Source organism: Brevundimonas sp. 2YAF1 (genome assembly GCF_052114745.1).
In the GTDB taxonomy this organism is placed as follows: domain Bacteria; phylum Pseudomonadota; class Alphaproteobacteria; order Caulobacterales; family Caulobacteraceae; genus Brevundimonas.
This window is the reverse complement of the sequence record NZ_JBFRFI010000006.1, coordinates 155,516-175,910: the sequence shown is the minus strand read 5'-3', so window position 1 is coordinate 175,910 and position 20,395 is coordinate 155,516. Positions and strand designations below refer to the sequence as shown.

Below are 20,395 nucleotides of genomic sequence, written 5' to 3'. Positions count from 1 at the left end.
ACCGCGGCGGCATCGCCGCCGCGGGACTAGTGAAACTAACAATTAGACGCCACGACCCGCCTTAGACCGGAGCCGGTCCGCCGCCCAGCCGCGGGCTGATCTCGATGGTGAGGAAGTCCTGATAGGCGCCTGCCGGCTTCGAGTCGAACGGCAAAGCGGTGGCCTTTAGGTCGTGCGAGCGACGCCCAGTGCGCGGTTGGTCAAAGCGCAGCACAGAAGCCTCCCCGCCATCACGACGAACAAGGCGATCCGAGATGGCGACGCTATAGGGCACACCGGGTGCGTCCGCCGCGTTCGACCCGTCCAGGGTCATCCGCCACTGGTGATCCGAGCGCACCTTCAGCTCATAGCCGACATTCGAATAGGCGTTAAACGTCATGGGCTGGCTGGTGGCCTCCGCCGTCAGTTCCCCCAGGAACAAGCGCTGCTCGACGCCAGCCGCCAGACGAAACGACGGCTGGACCTCAATCTCAACGTAGAAAGGCGTTTCCACCACCTGCGTGGCCGTCCCCTCCGTGTCTATGGCGCGGGTCAGCAAGGTGGCGCGCGCGCGATAGCGACCGGGCGGCACGATCTGGCCATAGGGCGCGCTCACCCGCAGGCCCGGCCCGGTCACCGAACCCGATGCCGACAGCCGCCCGGCTGGAGCCGGGCTGGCGAAAGCGCTGAGCGGATCGGTCACGATCCGCGCCGGCCCCATCTGCGAGGTGAGTTGAACGACCACGCCGTTCGAACCCTCACGAGCCTCGAGCGAACCTGACGGACCGATGCTGTCAATGTCGGGGGCCACAACCATTTCGATCCGCGCGTCGGTGCAGGCGTCATTGGCGCTCAGCCGCACGCTGATCTCTCCGCGCGCGTCGTCCTGATCGAAGGGGTCATAGCGCAACACCACGCCGTCGGAGATCACGCGAACCGAGGCAAGGTCGCAGTTGGCCTGCGCGGCCCCGGAACCGGCTGCAGTCGCGACGGCCAAGGCCGCCGCCGTCATCAACGCCTTGCGATTCATCGCATTCCTCCTGCGGTTCCGGTCGGACGGACTTCGCCGGCCCGATACAGGGTCGTGTCCGGAACGACGATATCATAAACCAGCGAGGGCTGGCCGACCAATGTGATGCGCCACCGCCCCGCCGAAAGGCCGCTGACGGCGAAACGCCCCTGGCGGTTGGTGACCACCGCGGCCTGGGGCGCGTCGGGATCATCCAGCGAAACGGCCCGCCCCATGCGCAGACTCGCCGGCTGACCCTGGTCATCCAGCATCAGGCCGGCAGCCGTGACATAATAGGCCGACCCTACGGTGAGGGCGTAACCCGAGTGCAGGCGCGGCTGCACCTGGAACAGACCCGAACCCAGATCATAGCCGATCGGCAGGTCCTCGACGTCATAAGGAACGGACTGCGAATAGTAGGAACCCAGCGGCACCAGCGCCGGACCCAGTGGACCCGAGCGGCCGCTCTCCTCCAGGGCCGACACGCCCCGGATCAGAACCGGTCGATTCCCAAGGCTTGAGTGGCCCGACACAAGCGCGAAGGAATCATAGACCCGCCGCCCAAAGCCGAACCGGCCGCCAGCATAGCCCAGCGCCCCATAAGCCCTCAGCGACGTCTGCTGGTTGGCGATGTCGCCGCCATTGTCGAACACCGTGGCGTGGCTGATCTCGAACTCGCCGCGATTGGCGATGTAGACCGCCGCTCCGTTCAGCCCAACGGCTTCGTTGGTGCGCGAGACATCGACGCTGTAGGCCCAGTCGTTCAGCGACCGTTCTGGCGCTCGCGAATAACCGGTTCGCAGCAGTCCGTTGCGGCTTTCGGCGCCGGCCGAGAAGGTCGACCGGGCGCCGAAACGACGGGTCAAATTGACGAAAACGTTGGCCTCCGATCCGGCGAGGCCGCTGGAGTTGTAGGTCGCGCCGAAGTTAACGTTGGTGTCGTAGCTGACACGCCATGATACGAAAGCGGACAGGCCGTAACGGTCGCGCATCGCGTCACGTCCCTTGCCGTAGTCCGCCCCCACCGATGCGATCAGATTGCGACTGAGCGGGCGTGAGTAGCGGGCTGCGGTCTGAACGCTGTAGTTGGTGCTCGGCCCCAGGCTTTCGATCGGGCCAAAGTCGCGACTGCGCATCTCAATCGAGAAATCGAATGTCTCGCGACCCGGCAGGCTCTTCATCTCGCGGAACATGCGGTGCTCGAAACGCGCCGCATAGCCGGAACCCTGACCGCTTCGATTGCTGGCCGAAAGATCGAACGCGCTCAGCCCCAGCGGCCCTCCATAGACCAACTCACCGCCCGCCAGCGTCGCATCGCGCGTGGCCTGCAGGTTGGCGCCAACGGTGAACTGCTCGTTGATACCGCGACGGTAGAAGCCCGAGACGATCGGATCGTCGGTCTCGTAGCTGATTTCGTTGCCTTCGCGGGGCGCCCGGACGCCGCCGGCGAAGTAGAACTCATCGACTCCAGGCGCGAGCAACGTCGAGTCGCTGAAGAAATCGAAGGCTATGACCTCGCGGGCACCCGACGGCCCTTCGACGACGATCTCCACGGCGTTGGCGCCCTGCGTCAGAGGCAGGTCCCGCAGATCATATGTGCCGGGTTGAAGCATCAGCGTGCGCGCCACAACGCCGTTCACGCGGATTTCGACTGTCGAGGGCTCGCGTAGGGTCACAGTGCGCGACGACCGCGTAGTGATGAAGCGATCATTGGGCCGCAGACTGTATAGCCTCGAAACGCCGAGACCGGCGATATCGCTCGCGCTCTGAAACGAGGTCCCTTCGGGGGTCAGGTCGCCCAGGCTCCAGCGCAGGGCGTTGCCGGGCCGGTCGTAGATCAAACGCGAAGCGTTTCGCTGGACCGACTGATCGACGTCTGGGTCGATGGTAAGGAGGTTTTCGAACGCCACAGATCCGACGGAACCATTGAAGTCCAGGTCGAAGCGGGGCGATTGAAACCCCTCGTCTCGAGATCCCGTCGCCCGATGAAGATAATCGAGCGAAGCGCGGTAGTTGAGATAGGCCGCGACGCCGGAGGGGCGGCCAGTGACCTGCGGCGCTTCGGTCGCCGCGTCGAAGCCCAGGCCCAGGGTTTGGCGCTGTCGAGCTTCCAGCGGAATGGTCACCGCGACATCCAGCAGACCGGGGTTGAACACAAAGTCAAAGTTGGCGGCGCGCGCCGCTTCGGGCGTGAGGTAGCCGTCCGCATCGGCGGAGGTCAGCAGGGCAGCTACGGCCTCTCGCGTGATGATGCGGGACAACAGACCGATCAGGTCCGCAGCGCGAATTCGCACCTGGTCATCAGCGCCGATGACAACGGTCGCCTGCCCCAGCGGTCCACGTTCGCGGACGGGCACCACCAACTCGATGTCCGCCTGGTGGCCAGACCTCTGGGCGACCGGCCGGGGCGCCGTCATGATCGGGCCGTCGAAATTGGTCTCAATAACATTGCCAACGGCCGCACTAGCATGCGGTCCGGCCGCGAAAGCGGCCAGCACGGTCGCCCCCGCCAGCATCTTGTATTCCCCCCCCTTCATCGACGTCAGCTTTCTGAAACGCGCGGAACGTCGGCGTTGACGGAAATTTCGCCGCTTTCCGGCAGATCAGGCACGGGTAGGAACATGGCGCGTCGTCCCTGGGCGGGCACGAGGCCCAGTCCCACTGCGGCCGACATGTCACCGGGCGTGAACTTTCGCGACCAGCCGGGCGCGGACAGCGTTATGGTCGCCGCGCTGACCTGGCCATGCAGCGCGCCAGTGTTCTCGAAAGTGACGATAACGCCCTTGCTGCCGTCGGGCCGGGAGATGCGCTCTACCGAAATCGGCTCGATGTGAGCGCGCGCATTGGTCGGACCGATGCCGACGATCGTTTGAACGGCGTACAGTAGTTGAACGGCCGCCGTCGGTTCGCCGTCGATCTCCAGCGGCAATTCACTGGTGGTGAAGGCGAAAATCTTGCCTTCGGCCTGGGCGGGGTCACCGATCCAGCGCACGCGGAAAATCTGAGCACCGTTGGCCGGGATGTTGGCGACGGCCGGGAAGATCAGAAAATCCTCGCCCTCGATCGGGGTGAAGACGGCATCGCCGCGCTCGGGAACGTCCACAGAACTGACGGTGACTTCGACCGAAACGGGACGGTTGCGGTCATTCACCACGCGGATGCCCGCGTTCGACAGAATGCCGCTGTAGCGCATATCCAGAAAGACAGGCTGGACAAGAAGGGCGGCCGACGGCGTCGCCACGAAAACCAAAGCCAGGGTGGCGAAAGCCAGCAGCCGTTTCACAAAAGCGGGGAACATTCGAATCTCCGAACAGGAACCGCCGATCCTTGGCCGCACGCCGTTTCAAAACTGATAAGAAAGACAGGGCCCGGCCTCGTAGAGACCGGGCCCTGCTTAAAAGCTGACTTATGACCGCCTTAGATGGTCGGGGTCATCGTCACTTTCAGGAAGTCCGAATAAGTGCCTTGCAGCAGCAGGCGGTTCTGGGCGGGCACGTCCACGCTGAAGCGGAAGGTGCCGGCCGTCGCCTGCTGTTGGGCCCAGTTCAGGCTGAAGTCGCCAGCCGCGACGGCCCCACCCGTGTTCTGGGCGCCGAACTGCACGCCGACATTATACTTAACGAGCGAGGCGAAGGCCGTATCCGTGGTGGTGTTGGTCGAGTTCAGCAGGCCGCCGTTCTGCGAGTTGGCGGTGATGGTGAAGGGCGTGTTGCACTGCGAGTTGGCGTAGCTGATGAAGGCCGACGCGTTCTGGATGGTGTTGGTGGTCGGTTCCTGAATGCTCAGGCTCAGCGTGCCGTCCGAGTTGGCCGCGGTGCCGCCTTGGCCGTTGTCGCCCGGGGTGGCCGTGGCGCGGTAAGAGTTGATGGAGGGAGCCGCCGCGTTGATCTTGCAGAAGGTATCAACGCTGGAGTTCAGCGCCCAGTGAGCGGCACCGTCGTTGCCGTACTGTTGCGTCTGCCAGTTTTGAGCGGCGGCGGGGCTGGCGATCAGGGCGACAGCGGCGCCGGCGAGAAGCAGCTTTTTCATGGTCATTCTCTCCAAGATGAGGCCCATCGAGCCTCGTTCGTTGACGGGGCGCAGGCCCCAATATGGCGGCGGCGAAATCGCCGTCGTCACTTCTCTCAGTCCCTCTCCCCGCCCAGGATGGGCGACAGGCGAAGGACCAATCGATCTCGGTATTGGCCCGCCAGAACCGGCGACGGATCCGGGGCCATGGACAGCTTCACTGACGCAGCGCCCGAGGCGCCGTCGCGACCGTTGAAGCGGAAGACGCAGCCAGCGCGCTCGCCGGCCTCGCGTCGCATTTGTTCACTGCCGCAGGACGGCGTGGCGCGGCCGTTCGGCAGGGCCAGGGCGGCATCATAGATGATACGATTACGAAAGCCCGAGGCGGGCGAAGCGTCGGCCAGAAGCCCGCCGTTTTGCGAAGTCATCACGGCGCGAAAGGGACTGTTGCAGTCGAAGGTGAAATCCAGCTTCAAGCTACGGGCGAGAGTGCCGCCTCCAGCCATATCCAGCACTTGGCCAAACGAAGCCGAGCCTTCTGACTGCCCCACCGCACAACGCGGCGAGATCACTCCGGCTACTTCGACGCGCAGCCGGTTCGAGGTCGCCACAGGCGCCAAGTCCATGGCGTGGGCCTCGGTCGCGAGCCCCCCAACAATGCAGAGAGCGCTGAGCGCAGCAACGCGTGCATTGTGCCTCGTCATCCTAATCACCGCCCCCAGACCGCTTCGGCGGTCGCCCTGGCCACCACGGCAGGGCTTCGTCGGTCAGCGTTCCAAGAGACGTGCCATCCTATTTTGGCACACACCCGCAGCAAACATGGCCTCAGCCCCCTGCCGTAAGGGTTAATGAAACGTTAACGGACGCTGTTCTACGAGCGCCGTTAAGGCTTGACAAGCTTTCGCTTCATTTTGGGACAGCGAAGGTATTTCGCTTGAAAATTCAGACCGCCTTGGCGCGGCGTCGCCAGACGGTCAGCAGGTGTTCGGTGTAGCCGTTGGGCTGCTCCAGGCCCTTGAACACCAGGTCGCAGGCCGCATTCCAGGCCGCACCGTCAAAGGCCGGGGCCAGGGGGCGATAGGCGGGATCGCCCGCGTTCTGGCGATCGACCACGACGGCCATCCGCTCCAGCGCCGCCCTCACCTCGCCCTCCGTCACCACGCCGTGGCGCAGCCAGTTGGCCAGGTGCTGGCTGGAGATACGCAGCGTGGCGCGGTCCTCCATCAGGCCGACGTCGTGGATGTCCGGCACCTTGGAGCAGCCGACGCCCTGATCGATCCAACGCACAACGTAGCCGAGGATGCCCTGGGCGTTGTTGTCCAGTTCCTGGCGGATATCGTCGGCGCTCGGCGTTCCCGTCGCAAACGGCGGGGTCAGCAGCGGCGTCAGTCCCGTGGCGGGACGCATCCTTATCTCGGCCTGCCGCGCCCAGACGTCGACCTCATGATAATGCAGCGCGTGCAGGGTCGCTGCCGTCGGCGACGGAACCCAGGCGGTCGAGGCCCCGGCGCGCGGATGCGCCGCCTTGGTCGCCAGCATCTCGCCCATGCGGTCCGGCGCCGCCCACATCCCCTTGCCGATCTGGGCGCGGCCCGACAGGCCCGCCTTCAGACCGATATCGACGTTGCGATCCTCATAGGCCTTGATCCAGCCGGTGTTGCGGACAGCCTCTTTCCTGACCACCGGCCCGCCCTCCATCACCGAATGGATCTCGTCGCCGGTGCGGTCCAGGAAGCCGGTGTTGATGAAGGCCACCCGCCCCTTGGCCGCCGCGATGCAGTTCATCAGGTTGACGCTGGTGCGCCGCTCCTCGTCCATGATGCCCATCTTCAGCGTCAACGGCGGCAGGCCGACCATGGCCTCGACCGCGTCGAACACGGCGTCAGCGAAGGCGACCTCCTCCGACCCGTGCATCTTGGGCCGCACGACGTAGATGGAGCCCGCCGGGCTGTTGCGCTGATCCGCCGGCCGCTTCAGGTCGTGCAGGCCGATCAAGCCGGTCATGGCGATATCCAGCAGGCTCTCGGGGACCTCGCGCCCCTCCCCGTCCAGCACCGCGTCGGTCGTCAGGTGCAGGCCGACGTTGCGCACCATCAGCAGGCTGCGCCCCTTCAGGGCGAAGGCCGTCCCGTCCGCCGCCGCATAGGCCCGGTCGCCGTTCATGCGCCGCTGCACCGTCTGGCCGTCCTTGACGAAGCCTGCCGACAGGTCGCCGCGCATCAGGCCCAGCCAGTTGGCGTAGACCAGCCGCTTGTCCTCGGCGTCCACCGCCGCGACGCTGTCCTCGGCGTCGGCGATGACCGACAGGGCCGCCTCGACCACGACATCCGCCACGCCCGCCGGATCGGTGCGGCCAATCGGATGGGCGCGGTCGATAACGATCTCCAGATGCAGGCCGTTGTGACGCAGCAGCACGCCCGAGGGGGCCGCAGCCTCGCCCGCATAGCCGACGAAGGCGGCCGCGCTGGACAGGCCAGTCTCGATCCCGCCGTCCAGCGTCACGACCAGCCGTCCATGCTCGACGCGATAACCCGTCGCCTGGGCATGCGAGCCGACCGCCAATGGCGCCGCCTGATCCAGCAAGGCGCGGGCGCGCGCGATGACCTTGCCACCGCGCTCAGAGTCATATGCGCCGCCCTTGGGCGCTTCACCCAAGGCATCCGTGCCGTAGAGGGCGTCGTACAGGCTGCCCCAGCGCGCGTTGGCGGCGTTCAGCAGATAGCGGGCGTTGGTCAGGGGCACGACCAGTTGCGGTCCGGCCAAGGTCGCGATCTCGGGATCGACATTGGCCGTCTCGGCGCGCGCGTCGGTCCGCTCGGGCTCGATGTAGCCGATCTCACGCAGGAAGGCCTGATAGGCGTCGGGGTCCGGCGGACCCGGATGGGCGCGGTGCCAGTCGTCCAGCCGTGCCTGCAGGTCGTCGCGCCGCGCCAGCAGCGCCCGGTTCGTCGGCGCATGGTCGGCCAGAAACCCCTCGAACCCGGCCCAGAAGGCCTCCGCCGTCACGCCCGTCCCCGGCGCCGCCTCGTCGCGCACGAAGGCGTCCAATTCGGCGGCGACGTTCAGGCTTCCGTGGCGGACATAGATGGCGGACATGGCGGGTTCTCCTTGAGCCTCGACCCTAGCCGCGCGCCCGCGCCCTATCCACGACAAAGAAGGACGGTTATCTTTGCTGAATTAGCAATGATGAGACCCTGTCATGCTCGACGAGTACGAGATCTTCGTCCGCAGCCTGGAGGAAGGCAGCCTGTCCGCCGCCGCTCGGCGGCTGGACCTGTCGCCCGCCGTGGCCTCGCGGCGACTGGCGCGGCTGGAGGACCGGCTGGGGGTGCGGCTGATCGAGCGCACCTCGCGACGGCTGGCCCCAACCGAGGCCGGGCGGATGGTCTATGATCGCGCCGTGCGCATCCTCGACGGGGTGGACGATCTGGAAAGCCTGGTGTCGCGCCGCACCACCCAGGCGCGCGGCATGCTGCGGGTCTCGGCCCCGACCTCATTCGGACGGCGACGGCTGGCGCCGCTGCTGACGCCCTTCCTCGACGCCCATCCCCGGCTGACGCTGGAGTTGAACCTGACCGACGCCTTCGTCGATCTGATGGCCGAGGACGTCGATGTCGCCGTCCGCATCGGCAGTTATGAAGGCGACAACCCGGCCATGCACCGGCTGGCCCCAAACCGGCGGGTCCTGTGCGCGACGCCCGCCTATCTGGCCGAACACGGCGCGCCTCGGACGCTGGACGATCTGCGCGCCCACGCCCAACTGGCGGCCGAGAACCAGTCCGCCTGGCGGCTGGAAGGCCCCGACGGCCCTGTAACTTTTCGCGCCCGCAGCCGGGTGCGGACTAATTCATCAGAGGTGGCGCGCGAACTGGTTCTGGCCGGCGCCGGCATCGCCCTGCGCTCGACCTGGGACGTGGGCGAGGAACTGCGCGACGGGCGGCTGAGCCGGGTTCTGCCCCAGTATGCCGGGGCGTCGGACGTCGCCGTCTTCGCCCTGACCGCCGGACGGGCCCGCGCCGAGAACCGAGTCCGGGCCTTTATCGAGTTTCTGTCCGGCCTGTACGGAGATGTGCCAGAATGGGACAGGTAAGCCTTTCCTTCTCCCCTTGAGGGAGAAGGTGGCCCGCAGGGTCGGATGAGGGGTGTCAGCGCGACGCTGGGAAGCCGTGAGCCTAGCTTCCTCGCACCCCTCATCCGTCAGGCTTCGCCTGCCACCTTCTCCCTCAAGGGGAGAAGGGTCAGAATTACTGCGCCACCGCCGTCTTCGGCTTCAGATACCGATCCAGCCAGGTGACCATCTCCCACTGCGTATGGCCGACCGATTCCCGCGCGCGGTAGCCGTGGGCTTCCAGCGGCAGGACGACATAACGCACCGTGGCGCCATTGCCCTTCAGCGCCGCATAGAAGCGCTCCGACTGCACCGGGAAGGTGCCGGAGTTGTCGTCGGCCCCGCCGTGGATCAGCAGGATCGGCTCGTTGACCTTGTTGGCGTAGGTGAAGGGCGACATCTCGTTATAGGTCTCGGTCGCCTCCCAGTAGTTCCGCTGCTCGGCCTGGAAGCCGAACGGCGTCAGGGTGCGGTTATAGGCGCCCGAGCGGGCGATGCCGGTCTTGAACAGGTCGGTGTGGGCCAGCAGGTTGGCCGTCATGAAGGCGCCGTAGGAGTGCCCGCCCACGGCGATCCGGTCGCGGTCGGCGACGCCCAGGGCCACCACCGCATCGACCGCCGCCTTGGCGCTGGCCGACAACTGCTCGATATAGGTGTCGTTCGGCTCGGCCCCGTCCTTGCCGACGATGGGCATGGAGGGGTTGTCGAGGACAGCGTAGCCCTGGGTCAGCAGGAACAGGTGGCTAATGCCGCTGGGACGCACGAAGCGGTTCTCGGTATCCACCACCTGACCGGCCACGGCGGCGTCAGTGAACTCTGCCGGATAGGCCCACATCACCAGGGGCAGCGGACCGTCGCGATCCTTGTCGTAGCCGGCGGGCAGATACAGCGTGCCCGACAGTTGGACTCCGTCGTCGCGCGTATAGGTGATCAGTTCGCGCTTCACCTCGGCCAGTTGCGGGGCCGGATCGGGAAACTGGGTCAGTTGCGTCACGCCGCCGTCGAGGTCGCGCAGACGCAGGTTGGCCGGGTCGGTGCGGCTTTCGCGATAGGTGACCAGTTTACGGCCCGCGTCGTCCAGGATGCCGACGACGCTTTCGTATTCGCCCTGGGCCGAGCGCCAGACACGCGCCGTCTCGCCGGTTTTCAAGTCCAGAGTGTCGAGGAAGGGATACTCGCCCTGACGCGTCGCGCCGTCGCCCTCGACGAAGACCTTTGTACCGTCGGCGGTGAAGCGGATGACCGAGCGGCCGCGCGCGTTCGGCTCGACGACGACCGAGCCCGGATCGTTGTAACGGTCCTGATAGTTGCGATCGACCAGAACGCGGCCTGCGCCGGGGTTGGACGGATCGACGAGGGTGCGGGTCTCGTGGCGGGTGTTGAACCAGCGGCTGTTGACGATGGCCGTGTCGTCGCGGCCCCAGTTCACGCCGGAATAGCGTTCCTTCAGGTCGATCAGGGTGCGCGGACGGTCGTTGAACGGCGCTTGCAGCATCAGGACACGGTCGCGGACCTCCGCGGCGTTGCGCGGATCGCCGCCGTCCTGAGCCTCGACCCAGACCAGGGTCGCGTCGGCGTCGGCGCGCCACTGGGCCGCGCGGGGGCCGGGGGCCACGGCGTCGAACGGCGTCGGCACGTTGTCGCGCAGCGGCAGGTCGGCGACGCGGTGCACTTCACGCCCGTTCAGGTCGGTGATGACGACGTCCGCCGGGAACAGGTTGGCCGGCACGACATAGGAATAGGGCTTCTTGACCCGCGTCTGCAGGACATAACGGCCGTCCGGCGACACCGAAGCGCCCAGAATGACGCCGGGCTGGCCCAGGGTGCGGGCGCGGCCGTTCAGCGGCACGACGGTCAGTTGGCTGGTGAAGTAGTGCTCGAACAGGGCCTCGTCGCCGGCGTCGGCCAGCAGGTCCTGATAGGTGCGCACCGGCGCCGCGCGACCGCCGGTCTCGGCCACGGTCGGGCCCGAGGGCGGACGGGTCACGTCGGGCGCGGCGCGGCGGCCCGCGGGCACGGCCTGAACCAACAGACCCGAGGCGTCGGGCAGCCAGCTGAAGCCGGCGCCCGCTGCGGCGTTGACAGTCGGTCCCGTCAGGCGGCGCGCCTGGGCCGAGGCCACGTCGGCGGTCCACAGCTCAAGGCCGGTCGGCGTGTTCAGCAGGAAGGCCACGGCCTTGCCGTTCGGCGCCCAGCTGACGTTCGTCAGCCGCGCGTTGAGGGGCAGACCCGCCACGATGCGGGCCGCGCCGCCGTCGACCGCCTGGAAGCTGAGACCGGTCAGCCAGGTGACGCGGCTGTTGGCCGGGCCGTTGTTCTGCGGATTGATACGGTAGCCGGCCAGGCGCAGCATGGGCTCGGCCAGTTCGGCGATGGTCGGCAGGTTCGACCGGTCCTGCAGCAGCAGGGTGCGGCGGTCCGGGCTGACGCTGGCCGTGGGATTGGGCTTGGAGTCCAGGATCTGGGCGATCGGCTGCGGCGGCTGATGATAGGTGGTGGAGGCGGCGGGTGCCTGGGCGGCGGCCGGCATGGCCAGGGCGGGCACGGCGGCCAGAAGGACCAGGACAGGCAGGGCCTGCTTCAACAGTTGACGACGCATAAACGCTTCCCCCCAAAGGATCCGCCCCAAACTTTCGGAGCGCCTTGGTCTAGGGGTCAGCTTGCCCAGGGGTCAACCCGAAAGGCTTTGCTGGAACTCTTCGACCGGAATGCGGGCGCTTGCTCCCCGCCCTCGCCCGCTTTATGGACGGATAAGACCGCAATATTCATCAGACGGTGAAAAAGGGAGAGCGATGCGCAAGATCTACGCTGACGTGACGTCCGCGCTGGAGGGCCTGACCTTTGACGGGATGACCGTCATGTCCGGCGGTTTCGGGCTGTGCGGCATTCCCGAAAACCTGATCGCCGGGCTCAAGGCCTCGGGCGTGAAGGGGCTGACCGTCATCTCCAACAACGCAGGCGTGGACGGCTTCGGTCTGGGCCAGCTGCTGGAGACCAAGCAGATCGCCAAGATGATCTCGTCCTACGTCGGCGAGAACAAGGAATTCGAGCGGCAGTACCTGGCCGGCGAACTGCAGCTGGAGTTCAATCCCCAGGGCACCCTGGCCGAGCGCATCCGCGCGGGCGGCGCCGGCATCCCCGCCTTCTTCACCGCCACCGGCGTCGGCACCCTGGTCGCCGAAGGCAAGGAAGTGCGCAATTTTGATGGGCGGGACTACGTCATGGAAACCGGCCTGATCGCCGACCTGGCTATCATCAAGGCCTGGAAGGCCGATGAGCGCGGCAACCTCGTCTTCCGCAAGACCGCCCGCAATTTCAACCCGATGATGGCCACCGCCGGCAAGGTCACGGTCGTCGAGGTCGAGGAGATCGTCCCCACCGGCTCGCTGGACCCCGACCACATCCACACGCCGGGCGTCTATGTCGACCGCCTGATCCAGACCGTGTCCGAGAAGCGCATCGAACAGCGCACCGTCCGCAGCCGGGAGACCGCATAATGGCTCGTACTCGCGAACAACTGGCCGAGCGCGCCGCCCAGGAGCTGCAGGACGGCTTCTACGTCAACCTGGGCATCGGCATCCCGACCCTGGTGGCCAACTACATCCCCGCCGGAATGGAAGTGACCCTGCAGTCCGAGAACGGGATGCTGGGCATGGGCCCCTTCCCCTATGAGGGCGAGGAAGACCCCGACCTGATCAACGCCGGCAAGCAGACGATCACCGAGATCGCCGAGTCGGCCTATTTCAGCAGCGCCGACAGCTTCGCCATGATCCGCGGCGGCCACATCAACCTGTCGATCCTCGGCGCCATGGAAGTGGCCCAGAACGGCGACATCGCCAACTGGATGATCCCCGGCAAGCTGGTGAAGGGCATGGGCGGCGCGATGGATCTGGTCGCGGGCGTCAAGCGCGTGGTCGTGGTCATGGACCACGCCAACAAGCACGGCCAGTCCAAGGTCTTGAAGGAATGCACCCTGCCCCTGACCGGCACGGGCGTGGTCAGCCGCATCATCACCGATCTGGCCGTCTTCGACGTCAAGCCGGACGGTTCGGGTCTGGAACTGATCGAACTGGCCGAGGGCGTGACCCTGGACGAGGTCGCAGCCAAGACCGAGGCGACCTACACCGTCGCGCCGGGCCTGGGCTGAATCGCCCTCCCCGTCTGAAAACAGAAGCCCCGGCGACCGCGAGGCCGTCGGGGTTTTTCTATTCTTCCTTCTCCCCTCGAGGGAGAAGGTGGCTCGCGGAGCGAGACGGATGAGGGGGAGGTTTACCTCACGCTCACCGTCGGCCGTTGCGTGCATGGACGCGCCCCCTCATCCGAGCGCCTCCGGCGCCCACCTTCTCCCTCGAGGGGAGAAGGGTTCTACTTCGTCGCCCGTCCCGCCTGTTGATCGGTCCAGACCACGATGCGGCGGTTAACCTCCGCGCTCGCCCGATCGAATGCCGCGACGATGGCCGACTGCCGGTTCTCGCCCGCGTTCTCGCCGACCGACATCCGCTCCTCGGCCACGACCGTCCGATCACCCGGTCGAACCAGACGCAGCAGCACCACGATATTGACCTCCGGCACGGCGCCCGGCGCGGCGTAATCCGCCTCGAACCGGCGCACGTCCACGCTCAGCAGCAGACCGTCGCGCGTCAGCTGGCCGGAACTCATGACCGTGCAGGCCGCGCCGTCCGCGAAGGCGTTGCGCAGGGCTTCCTCGAACAGGGTCTCGGCCGGCGACACCCAGCGCGCGCCCTTGATATAGGCCGCCTCGGCCCCGGTCACGGCCAGCAGACGGTCGCCGCGGGCCGCCTCTGTGAAGTCCACCCGGCGCAGGCTGACGCTGACGTCAGGACAGGCGGACATCATCCCGGTCCCCGCGAACGCCGATGCGCCGCCGAAACGATAGAGCTGCACCGGCTCGGGCGACGCCAGCAGGGCGCAGCCGGAAAGGGCGACGGACGCCGAGGCGATCAGCAGCGCCCTAGTCATGAAGGACTGGGTCAGGAAGGTCTGGCGGATCATGGCTGCACCTCGATTTCCTTGGACGGCGCCTTGCTGATGAAGTCGCGCGGGCTTTCGCGCACGTTGTCGATCAGCGACTGCAGCGAGCGCGTCGCCTGATCCAGCTGACGGATGGTGTCGCTCAGTTGCGGCGCCGTCTGGGTTCCGAAGTCGCCCAGCGGCCCCTCCAGTCCCGAAGCCGAGCGGTTGATCGAGGCCATGGCGGTCTGGGCTTCCTGCGTCGCCTTGTTGATGTTGGCGATGGCCTGACGACCATCCGTCTCGACCAGTTGCCGCGCGGTAGCGCCCAGCTTCTGATACTCGCCGACGGCGGCGTTGGCCTTGGTCAGGGTTTCTTCCAACTGCTGGAACATGCCCTTGCGGGCCTCCAGTTGGACGGTCAGTTCCTCGACATTCTTGAGGCTGGTCGAGAAGGACCGGATGTTGTCGTCCGACATGACCCGGTTGATCCGGTTCAGGGCGTCCACCGTCTGGGCCAGCACCGTGCCCGAGCCGCTGAGCAGTTCCGCGATGGGGCTGGGCTGGCTCTGGATCACCGGGATGACGTTCTCGGGATACTGGGTTTTCAGCAGGGGGCTGTTCGGCTCGCCCGCCGTGATCTGGATGTAGTTCAGGCCGGTGATGCCCTGCGGCTCCAGTTGGGCCCGCGAGGTCGTGCGCACCGGCGTCGTGCCGTTCAGCCGGACCCGGGCGATAACCTGATCGCCCTTCTTCGGGTCCAGGTTCAACGCCGTGACCTCGCCGACGCGGATGCCGTTGAAATGCACCTCGCCGCCTTCCGACAGGCCGCGAACAGGGCCGGAGAAGACGATGTCATAGACGTCGTAGTCGTTGTTGAACTGCAGGCGAGCCAGCCAGATCGTGAACACGGCCAGCGCCAGCATCAAGGCCACGGTGGCGATGCCGACGGCGGCGTAGTGGGCGTCTCTTTCCATCTCGTCCCGCTCTCCTCAAGCGGCCTTATGGGCGGCGCGACCGCGCGGCCCGAGGAAGTATTCCTTGATCCAGGGATGATCGGAACGTTCCAGTTCCTGAACCGTGGCCTTTTCAACGACGCGCTTGTCGGCCAGAACCGCCACCTCGTCACAGATGGCGTAGAGGCTGTCGAGGTCGTGAGTGATCATGAAGACGGTCAGGTCCAGGTCGTCCGACAGATCGCGGATCAGTTGATCGAAGGCCGCCGCGCCGATGGGGTCCAGCCCCGCTGTGGGTTCGTCCAGAAAAATCAGTTCGGGGTCCAGCGCCAGGGCGCGGGCCAGTCCGACGCGTTTGCGCATTCCTCCCGACAGCTCGGCCGGCTTCAGATAAAGCGCCTCGGGCTTCAGCCCGACCATGGCGATCTTCATCTCGGCCAGCTCGCGGATCACGTTGCGCGGCAGCTTGGTGTGCTCGACCAGGGGCGCGGCGACATTGTCCAGCACGCTCAGGGACGAGAACAAGGCCCCCTGCTGGAACAGCACCCCCGTGCGCCGTTCGACGTCGGCCGCCTCGGCCTTGGTCATGAGATCGCGGTCATAACCTAACAGCTTCACCGATCCGCCCTCGGGCTGTTTCAGGCCGATGATGGAGTTCAGCAGCACCGTCTTGCCGGTGCCCGAGCCGCCGACCACGCCGAGGACCTCCCCGCGCCGCACATCCAGATCGAGATCCTGATGGATCACCCGGTCGCCAAACTGGCTCAGCAGGCCGCGCACCTCGATGAGGTTTTCGCGCGCCGGCTTGTCCATCGGCGCGGTCACAGGTTGAGCTCCAGGAAGATCATGGCGAAGACGGCGTCGAGGAAGATGATGGCGAAGATGGCCTGCACCACCGCCGCCGTGACCCGCCGCCCCAGGCTCTCGACGTCGCCGGCCACCGACATCCCCTGGCGGCAGCCGATGGCGGCGATCACCACGGCGAAGACGGGCGCCTTGACCAGGCCGACCATCAGATGCGTGTCCATCGTCGGGTCTTCGGTGATGCGCTGGATGAAGAAGGCCGGGCCGTAGGCCAGTTCGTTCCAGGTCACCAGCATGCCGCCGAACAGACCCGCCACCATGCCGACGAAGGTCAGCAGCGGCAGCATGAGAAGCATGGCCGCCAGGCGGGGGATCACCAGGGCCTGGAACGGACTGACGCCCATCACCTGCATGGCGTCGACTTCCTGGTTCATCCGCATCGAGCCGATCTCGGCGGCGAAGGACGAGGCCGACCGACCCGCCAGAAGGACGGAGGTGATGACCACGGCGAACTCGCGCAACACCGAGACGGCGATCAGTTGGACCGTGAACACCCCCGCCCCGAACTGGGTCAGCATGTTGGCCCCCAGGAAGGCGATGACCGCGCCGATGAAGAAGTTGGTCACGGCGATGATGGGGATGGCGTCCAGCCCCGACCGCTCGGCCTGGCTGAACCAGGCGGGCCAGCGGATGGCGCCGGGATGTTTCAGCGCCGAGCCGACGGCCACGATCAGCCGCCCCAGGAAGGCCAGCGACAGCACCGCTTCGGCCCCGAAGTCGTAAACGCCCAGGCCGATCTTGGCGAAGGTGCGGGTGAGGGGGTGGGAGCGGCGGGGCGGCGCGATGGATTCGCGTTCCAGCTTCTCGACCATGGCGTAGATGCGGCCCGCCTCGGGCCGGTCGGCCCAGGCCGCCTCGGGAATAGGCCGCGTCGTCGCCTGGGCCACGGCCAGGGCGCCGGCGGTATCGAAGCGGCCGAGTTCCGTCAGATCCAGCGCGCCCACGGCCCTGCCGCCCAGTTCGGCGCCAAGACGGTCGCCCTGCCGGCCGATGCCTGTGGTGGACCAGTCGCCGGTCAGGCGCAGCGTCGCCGCTCCCTGTCCTTCGCCGTCCTCTATCTGGAACTGGGCCGCCCGACTCATCGCTCAGATCACCGCCACAGATGAAGGAAGGCGCATAGACATAGGCTCGCATCCTCCTTTAGCGCGAAATCCGGTCGCCGTCGGCATCGCCGATACAGCGAGGCTTAGACCCAGCCGCGCCGATCCTGTCAACGGGCGATGACTTTCTGTCGCCGAAGAGTCCGACGCTTGACCCTGCAACCTTCGCCCTCCCTGCCACGGCGGAGCTTCAACGCCGGCCGCAGCGTTTCGTTCAGCGAGGAGACGCCCGTTCGATGATCCGGATCATCTCAGATAGTTGAGCAGCGACACCTGACGCAGCTGACTGATCACCTGGGCCGAGGCCTGGATGGCGATCTGGGCCATCTCCAGTTCCGTCACCGCCTCGGCCATATTGGCGTCAGTCTTGCCCGAGAGGATGGTGTCGATCGAGATTTTTCGCGTCTCCTGCGATTCGATCAGCGTATCGACCCGAGCCTGCATGGCCCCGTTGCGGGCCTGGATGTCGACGACCCCCTTGGCCGCCGTTTCGAAGCGCGTCATCTGCGCGGTCAGGAACGTCCGCTGGGCGTCGGTCAACTGCCCCGTCAGCGGCGTGGCCAGATGGAAGGCCTGGACGTCCCGGAACACGTCGAACAGCGCCTGGCCGATGTCGCTGGCCAGGAAGCCCGTATCCATGGTGACCGTCTCGTCCAGCCACGACGTCTGCTTCAGTTGATCGTTCTTGAAGGCGTCCGTGGTCGCCGGCAGGGCGGTCAGGGCAGTCAGGTCGGCGATATTGACAGGCCGCTGATCAACGGCGCCGCCCGAGAAGACATACTTGCCCTGATGCTTCGTGTTCAGCCCGTCCTGGGCGATCTGAAACTGCGACTCCAGTTCGGTCATCAAACCGTCCAGTCGCCCGGCGGCGATGGCGTTGGCGATGGCGAGACGCGCGGCGGTGGCGGCGTCGGCGACCCGGTCCAGCCCCAAGTCCTGCGTCGTCAATCGGTCCGCGACCGTCTTGGACGTGTCGATGAAGCCCTGGATGCGCGTCTGGCTGGACTTCAGCGCGGTGATCGTCTCCGACTGCCGCCCGAAGCCGACCAGATCGGTGGCGTTCTTCTTGGTGTTGACCTTGTTCTGCGCGTCCTCGCCGCGCGACTGCGCCGCCATCAGCTGCAGCAGGGCCGACTGATAGTTTCCGAATGTCGCTACGCGGTTCATCGCATCATTCCGATCAGCGTGTCGTACATTTCCGACGCCGCCTGAATAAGGCGCGCCGAAGCGTTAAAGGCTTGCTGATAGGTGGTCATCAGCACCAGTTCCTCGTCCATGTTCACGCCCTCCACCGAGGTGCGCCGCGCGGCCGCCTCGGTAAACAGAGCCTGGGCGCCGGTCGCACGGTTCTTGGCGATGGTCGCCTTGCCGCCGATCTCGCCCGACAGTTCCGATGCATAACGCGACACCGACATCGAACCGCTGGCCGAGCCCCCGGCGGCCGAGAAGGCCGTCGCGTTCTGATCCGCGCTGGCCAGCAAGCGGGCGCCGCGCCCGTCGTTCTTGCTCAGAGCGGCCGTGCCGGCGGCCACGCCCAGATCCAGTCTGGCCAGCGCCAGCTTCAACGGGTCCTTGGCGATGTCGCCGCGCAAGGAGAAGCCGTCGGCCCGCGAGGCGCGCACCCCGCCGAGGCCGAACAGTTCACTCATGGACACGCCCGAGGGAACCTGGGTCGTGCGGTCCTCAAGAACCGACATGGTGGGGGCCGGGTCGCCCCGGCCGGTGAAGATCACCTCGCCCGAAGCGTTCATGCTGAACGTGCCCTGACGGCCGGCGCCGGTCACGGGGTCGTTCAACGCCGTCAACAATTCGGCCACTGTGCCCGCACCTGCCGGCACCGCCACGGCGATGTCTCGGATCTTCGTCCCGGAGGCGTCGTTGAACCGCAAGGTCAGGGTCTCGCCCGCCGTGAAACCGTGCAGTGAGCCCGGCGTCAGGCCCGTATCGTAGAGCGCCAGGCGATCCGTCGAGACCAGATCGTTCATGCCGAAATAGTGCGAGAACCCGCGTCCGGCCTTGGTGCTGGGCGCCGCGGCGTCGTCGGCGATGGCGACGCCGTTGGTTCCGCCCGCATTGATGCTCAACACCCCCCCGACAAAGCTGGCTGTCGCCCCGCCCAGTTGGCCGTTCAGCGTGGTCAGGAAGTTGGCGGGCGTGGTCGCCACGCCGTTGATCGTGATCATCCCGCCCGAGAAGTCGATCGCCGCCGAGTTCTGAATCACGCCCTGAGCGTCGACGATAGCGATCGTGGTCTTGCCGGTGAAGCCCGCCAGCGCCGTCTCGAGCGACTGGCCGATATTGCGGCCGTTTAGGACGGTCGGGGCGGGGACCGAAGACGAGGCGTTGTGCGCCCGGTTCAGCTCGTCGGCCAGCCGCGTCATCAACTCGCCCAGACGATCGGCCGCCGCCGGCGCCTCGACGTCGCGCAACTCCATCAACCCCTTGATCTCGCCCGAGGTGATCCCCTCGGACAGGGCCTTCTTCTGACCGTTGGCCTCGGTGACCCAGACCTCGTTGAACGCGGTCTCGGACGAGACGGCTCCCGCGCGCCTGTAATCCAGCTTGGCCGCGCCCTGCCCGGCCAGAAGAATGCCGGCGCCGGTGCGGATCTCGATCCCGCCGACGGATCGGGTGGTGATGCGCACGTCCATTAGTCCGGACAGTTCATTGACCAGCGAGGCCTGGGCCGTCTCGGCGCCGGTGGAGTCGGCGCCGACCGCGGCGGCCTTGGCGATCTCGACGTTCAGCTTCTCGATCTGCTCCAGCAGGCCGTTGGCCCGTTCGACGGCGCTCTGGATACGGCCGTCCGCGTCCTCGCGCACGGCCTGGATCTGTTTGGCGATACGCCCGGCTTCGTTGAAAGCGGTCTGTGTCTTGTAGATGGCGTCCTGGCGCAGCGGGCCCGAAATGGCGTTTTCCGCAGAGTCGGCGAAGGCCGAAAAGATGCTGTCGATCTGCGAGAAGAAGCCACTGTCCGCGCCCGGGTCGCCGAACAGCGACTGGATGCGGTCGTACAATTCATAGCGCACGTTCTGGCGCCCAGCCTCGGCGCCGGCGCTCAGGCTGGCGGCCTGGAGGAAACGGTCGGTGGCTAGGCGGATGCGCGTGATCTCGACGCCCGCGCCGACGCCCTGGTTGGCGTAGGACTGCTGGTCGGCGATCTTGCGGATATAGCCCGGCGTGTTGACGTTCGAGACGTTGTCCGAAACCACCCGCAACTGCGTCTGGGCGGCCGTCATGCCCGACGTGGCGATGTTCATGATCGAGCTGAGCGACATCAGCCACGCCCTCCGCGCAGGGCCGCGCCCGGCAAGCCTTGCTGGCCTGCGCGCAAATCTTGCCCGGTTTTCCGGTTCAGCCTTCTGGCCAACCCTCTGATTTTATTAAACATCGACTTTCA

General features: G+C 66.5%; 16 protein-coding genes. 3 read left to right on the top strand and 13 right to left on the bottom strand.

The annotated features are described in order from the left end of the window. Window positions 1–61: 61 nt before the first annotated feature. The 6 genes from AB4Y68_RS10240 to AB4Y68_RS10215 form a co-directional block, all read right to left on the bottom strand. The gene (locus AB4Y68_RS10240) at window positions 62–1,009 is read right to left on the bottom strand and encodes a hypothetical protein (RefSeq protein WP_441455505.1); all 948 of its coding nucleotides are present in this window, start codon (window positions 1,007–1,009) and stop codon (window positions 62–64) included. Continuing rightward, on the bottom strand, window positions 1,006–3,525 hold the full coding sequence (locus AB4Y68_RS10235; RefSeq protein WP_441455503.1) for a hypothetical protein: 2,520 nt from the start codon (window positions 3,523–3,525) through the stop codon (window positions 1,006–1,008). The genes AB4Y68_RS10240 and AB4Y68_RS10235 overlap by 4 nt, the downstream gene beginning before the upstream one ends. A gap of 5 nt (window positions 3,526–3,530) precedes the next feature. Further along, complete coding sequence (locus AB4Y68_RS10230; RefSeq protein ID WP_441455501.1) at window positions 3,531–4,286, bottom strand: hypothetical protein; 756 nt, start codon at window positions 4,284–4,286, stop codon at window positions 3,531–3,533. A 119-nt stretch (window positions 4,287–4,405) separates the two neighbouring features. Continuing rightward, the gene (locus AB4Y68_RS10225) at window positions 4,406–5,017 is read right to left on the bottom strand and encodes a hypothetical protein (protein WP_441455500.1); all 612 of its coding nucleotides are present in this window, start codon (window positions 5,015–5,017) and stop codon (window positions 4,406–4,408) included. Between the two features lie 95 nt (window positions 5,018–5,112). Next, window positions 5,113–5,424: a hypothetical protein gene (locus AB4Y68_RS10220; RefSeq protein ID WP_441455499.1), complete on the bottom strand. Its 312-nt coding sequence runs from the start codon at window positions 5,422–5,424 to the stop codon at window positions 5,113–5,115. Between the two features lie 514 nt (window positions 5,425–5,938). After that, window positions 5,939–8,092 (bottom strand): malate synthase G, encoded by a 2,154-nt coding sequence (locus AB4Y68_RS10215; RefSeq protein ID WP_441455498.1) that lies wholly within the window; start codon window positions 8,090–8,092, stop codon window positions 5,939–5,941. A gap of 103 nt (window positions 8,093–8,195) precedes the next feature. Here AB4Y68_RS10215 and AB4Y68_RS10210 point away from each other — a divergent pair, with 103 nt between their 5' ends. Next, entirely contained in the window at window positions 8,196–9,086 is an 891-nt protein-coding gene (locus AB4Y68_RS10210; RefSeq protein WP_441455497.1) for a LysR family transcriptional regulator, read from the top strand. A 154-nt stretch (window positions 9,087–9,240) separates the two neighbouring features. Here AB4Y68_RS10210 and AB4Y68_RS10205 read toward each other — a convergent pair whose 3' ends face one another. Then, entirely contained in the window at window positions 9,241–11,703 is a 2,463-nt protein-coding gene (locus AB4Y68_RS10205; RefSeq protein ID WP_441455496.1) for a prolyl oligopeptidase family serine peptidase, read from the bottom strand. A gap of 193 nt (window positions 11,704–11,896) precedes the next feature. Here AB4Y68_RS10205 and AB4Y68_RS10200 point away from each other — a divergent pair, with 193 nt between their 5' ends. Together AB4Y68_RS10200 and AB4Y68_RS10195 are read left to right on the top strand one after the other, a co-directional pair. Continuing rightward, window positions 11,897–12,601, top strand: a complete 705-nt coding sequence (locus AB4Y68_RS10200; RefSeq protein WP_441455494.1) for a CoA transferase subunit A — start codon at window positions 11,897–11,899, stop codon at window positions 12,599–12,601. Then, window positions 12,601–13,251: a 3-oxoacid CoA-transferase subunit B gene (locus AB4Y68_RS10195; RefSeq protein ID WP_441455493.1), complete on the top strand. Its 651-nt coding sequence runs from the start codon at window positions 12,601–12,603 to the stop codon at window positions 13,249–13,251. Before AB4Y68_RS10200 ends, AB4Y68_RS10195 begins: the two co-directional genes overlap by 1 nt. 218 nt (window positions 13,252–13,469) lie before the next feature. Here AB4Y68_RS10195 and AB4Y68_RS10190 read toward each other — a convergent pair whose 3' ends face one another. The 6 genes from AB4Y68_RS10190 to flgK form a co-directional block, all read right to left on the bottom strand. Then, entirely contained in the window at window positions 13,470–14,117 is a 648-nt protein-coding gene (locus AB4Y68_RS10190; RefSeq protein ID WP_441455491.1) for an ABC-type transport auxiliary lipoprotein family protein, read from the bottom strand. Beyond that, the gene (locus AB4Y68_RS10185) at window positions 14,114–15,052 is read right to left on the bottom strand and encodes an MlaD family protein (RefSeq protein WP_441455490.1); all 939 of its coding nucleotides are present in this window, start codon (window positions 15,050–15,052) and stop codon (window positions 14,114–14,116) included. The genes AB4Y68_RS10190 and AB4Y68_RS10185 overlap by 4 nt, the downstream gene beginning before the upstream one ends. 15 nt (window positions 15,053–15,067) lie before the next feature. Next, the gene (locus AB4Y68_RS10180; RefSeq protein WP_441455621.1) at window positions 15,068–15,844 is read right to left on the bottom strand and encodes an ABC transporter ATP-binding protein; all 777 of its coding nucleotides are present in this window, start codon (window positions 15,842–15,844) and stop codon (window positions 15,068–15,070) included. Between the two features lie 8 nt (window positions 15,845–15,852). Further along, on the bottom strand, window positions 15,853–16,977 hold the full coding sequence (locus tag AB4Y68_RS10175; protein ID WP_441455488.1) for an MlaE family ABC transporter permease: 1,125 nt from the start codon (window positions 16,975–16,977) through the stop codon (window positions 15,853–15,855). A gap of 264 nt (window positions 16,978–17,241) precedes the next feature. Beyond that, window positions 17,242–18,162: a flagellin gene (locus AB4Y68_RS10170; RefSeq protein WP_441455487.1), complete on the bottom strand. Its 921-nt coding sequence runs from the start codon at window positions 18,160–18,162 to the stop codon at window positions 17,242–17,244. After that, window positions 18,159–20,273 (bottom strand): flagellar hook-associated protein FlgK, encoded by a 2,115-nt coding sequence (gene flgK / locus AB4Y68_RS10165; protein ID WP_441455486.1) that lies wholly within the window; start codon window positions 20,271–20,273, stop codon window positions 18,159–18,161. The genes AB4Y68_RS10170 and flgK overlap by 4 nt, the downstream gene beginning before the upstream one ends. Window positions 20,274–20,395 lie beyond the last annotated feature (122 nt).

Excerpts from the sequence above, each read along its gene's own strand:
- AB4Y68_RS10240 (WP_441455505.1), bottom strand. The coding sequence starts at position 1,009 with ATGAATCGCAAGGCGTTGATGACGGCGGCGGCCTTGGCCGTCGCGACT.
- AB4Y68_RS10235 (WP_441455503.1), bottom strand. The coding sequence starts at position 3,525 with ATGAAGGGGGGGGAATACAAGATGCTGGCGGGGGCGACCGTGCTGGCC.
- AB4Y68_RS10230 (WP_441455501.1), bottom strand. The coding sequence starts at position 4,286 with ATGTTCCCCGCTTTTGTGAAACGGCTGCTGGCTTTCGCCACCCTGGCT.
- AB4Y68_RS10225 (WP_441455500.1), bottom strand. The coding sequence starts at position 5,017 with ATGAAAAAGCTGCTTCTCGCCGGCGCCGCTGTCGCCCTGATCGCCAGC.
- AB4Y68_RS10220 (WP_441455499.1), bottom strand. The coding sequence starts at position 5,424 with ATGACTTCGCAAAACGGCGGGCTTCTGGCCGACGCTTCGCCCGCCTCG.
- AB4Y68_RS10215 (WP_441455498.1), bottom strand. The coding sequence starts at position 8,092 with ATGTCCGCCATCTATGTCCGCCACGGAAGCCTGAACGTCGCCGCCGAA.
- AB4Y68_RS10210 (WP_441455497.1), top strand. The coding sequence starts at position 8,196 with ATGCTCGACGAGTACGAGATCTTCGTCCGCAGCCTGGAGGAAGGCAGC.
- AB4Y68_RS10205 (WP_441455496.1), bottom strand. The coding sequence starts at position 11,703 with ATGCGTCGTCAACTGTTGAAGCAGGCCCTGCCTGTCCTGGTCCTTCTG.
- AB4Y68_RS10200 (WP_441455494.1), top strand. The coding sequence starts at position 11,897 with ATGCGCAAGATCTACGCTGACGTGACGTCCGCGCTGGAGGGCCTGACC.
- AB4Y68_RS10195 (WP_441455493.1), top strand. The coding sequence starts at position 12,601 with ATGGCTCGTACTCGCGAACAACTGGCCGAGCGCGCCGCCCAGGAGCTG.
- AB4Y68_RS10190 (WP_441455491.1), bottom strand. The coding sequence starts at position 14,117 with ATGATCCGCCAGACCTTCCTGACCCAGTCCTTCATGACTAGGGCGCTG.
- AB4Y68_RS10185 (WP_441455490.1), bottom strand. The coding sequence starts at position 15,052 with ATGGAAAGAGACGCCCACTACGCCGCCGTCGGCATCGCCACCGTGGCC.
- AB4Y68_RS10180 (WP_441455621.1), bottom strand. The coding sequence starts at position 15,844 with ATGGACAAGCCGGCGCGCGAAAACCTCATCGAGGTGCGCGGCCTGCTG.
- AB4Y68_RS10175 (WP_441455488.1), bottom strand. The coding sequence starts at position 16,977 with ATGAGTCGGGCGGCCCAGTTCCAGATAGAGGACGGCGAAGGACAGGGA.
- AB4Y68_RS10170 (WP_441455487.1), bottom strand. The coding sequence starts at position 18,162 with ATGAACCGCGTAGCGACATTCGGAAACTATCAGTCGGCCCTGCTGCAG.
- flgK (WP_441455486.1), bottom strand. The coding sequence starts at position 20,273 with ATGTCGCTCAGCTCGATCATGAACATCGCCACGTCGGGCATGACGGCC.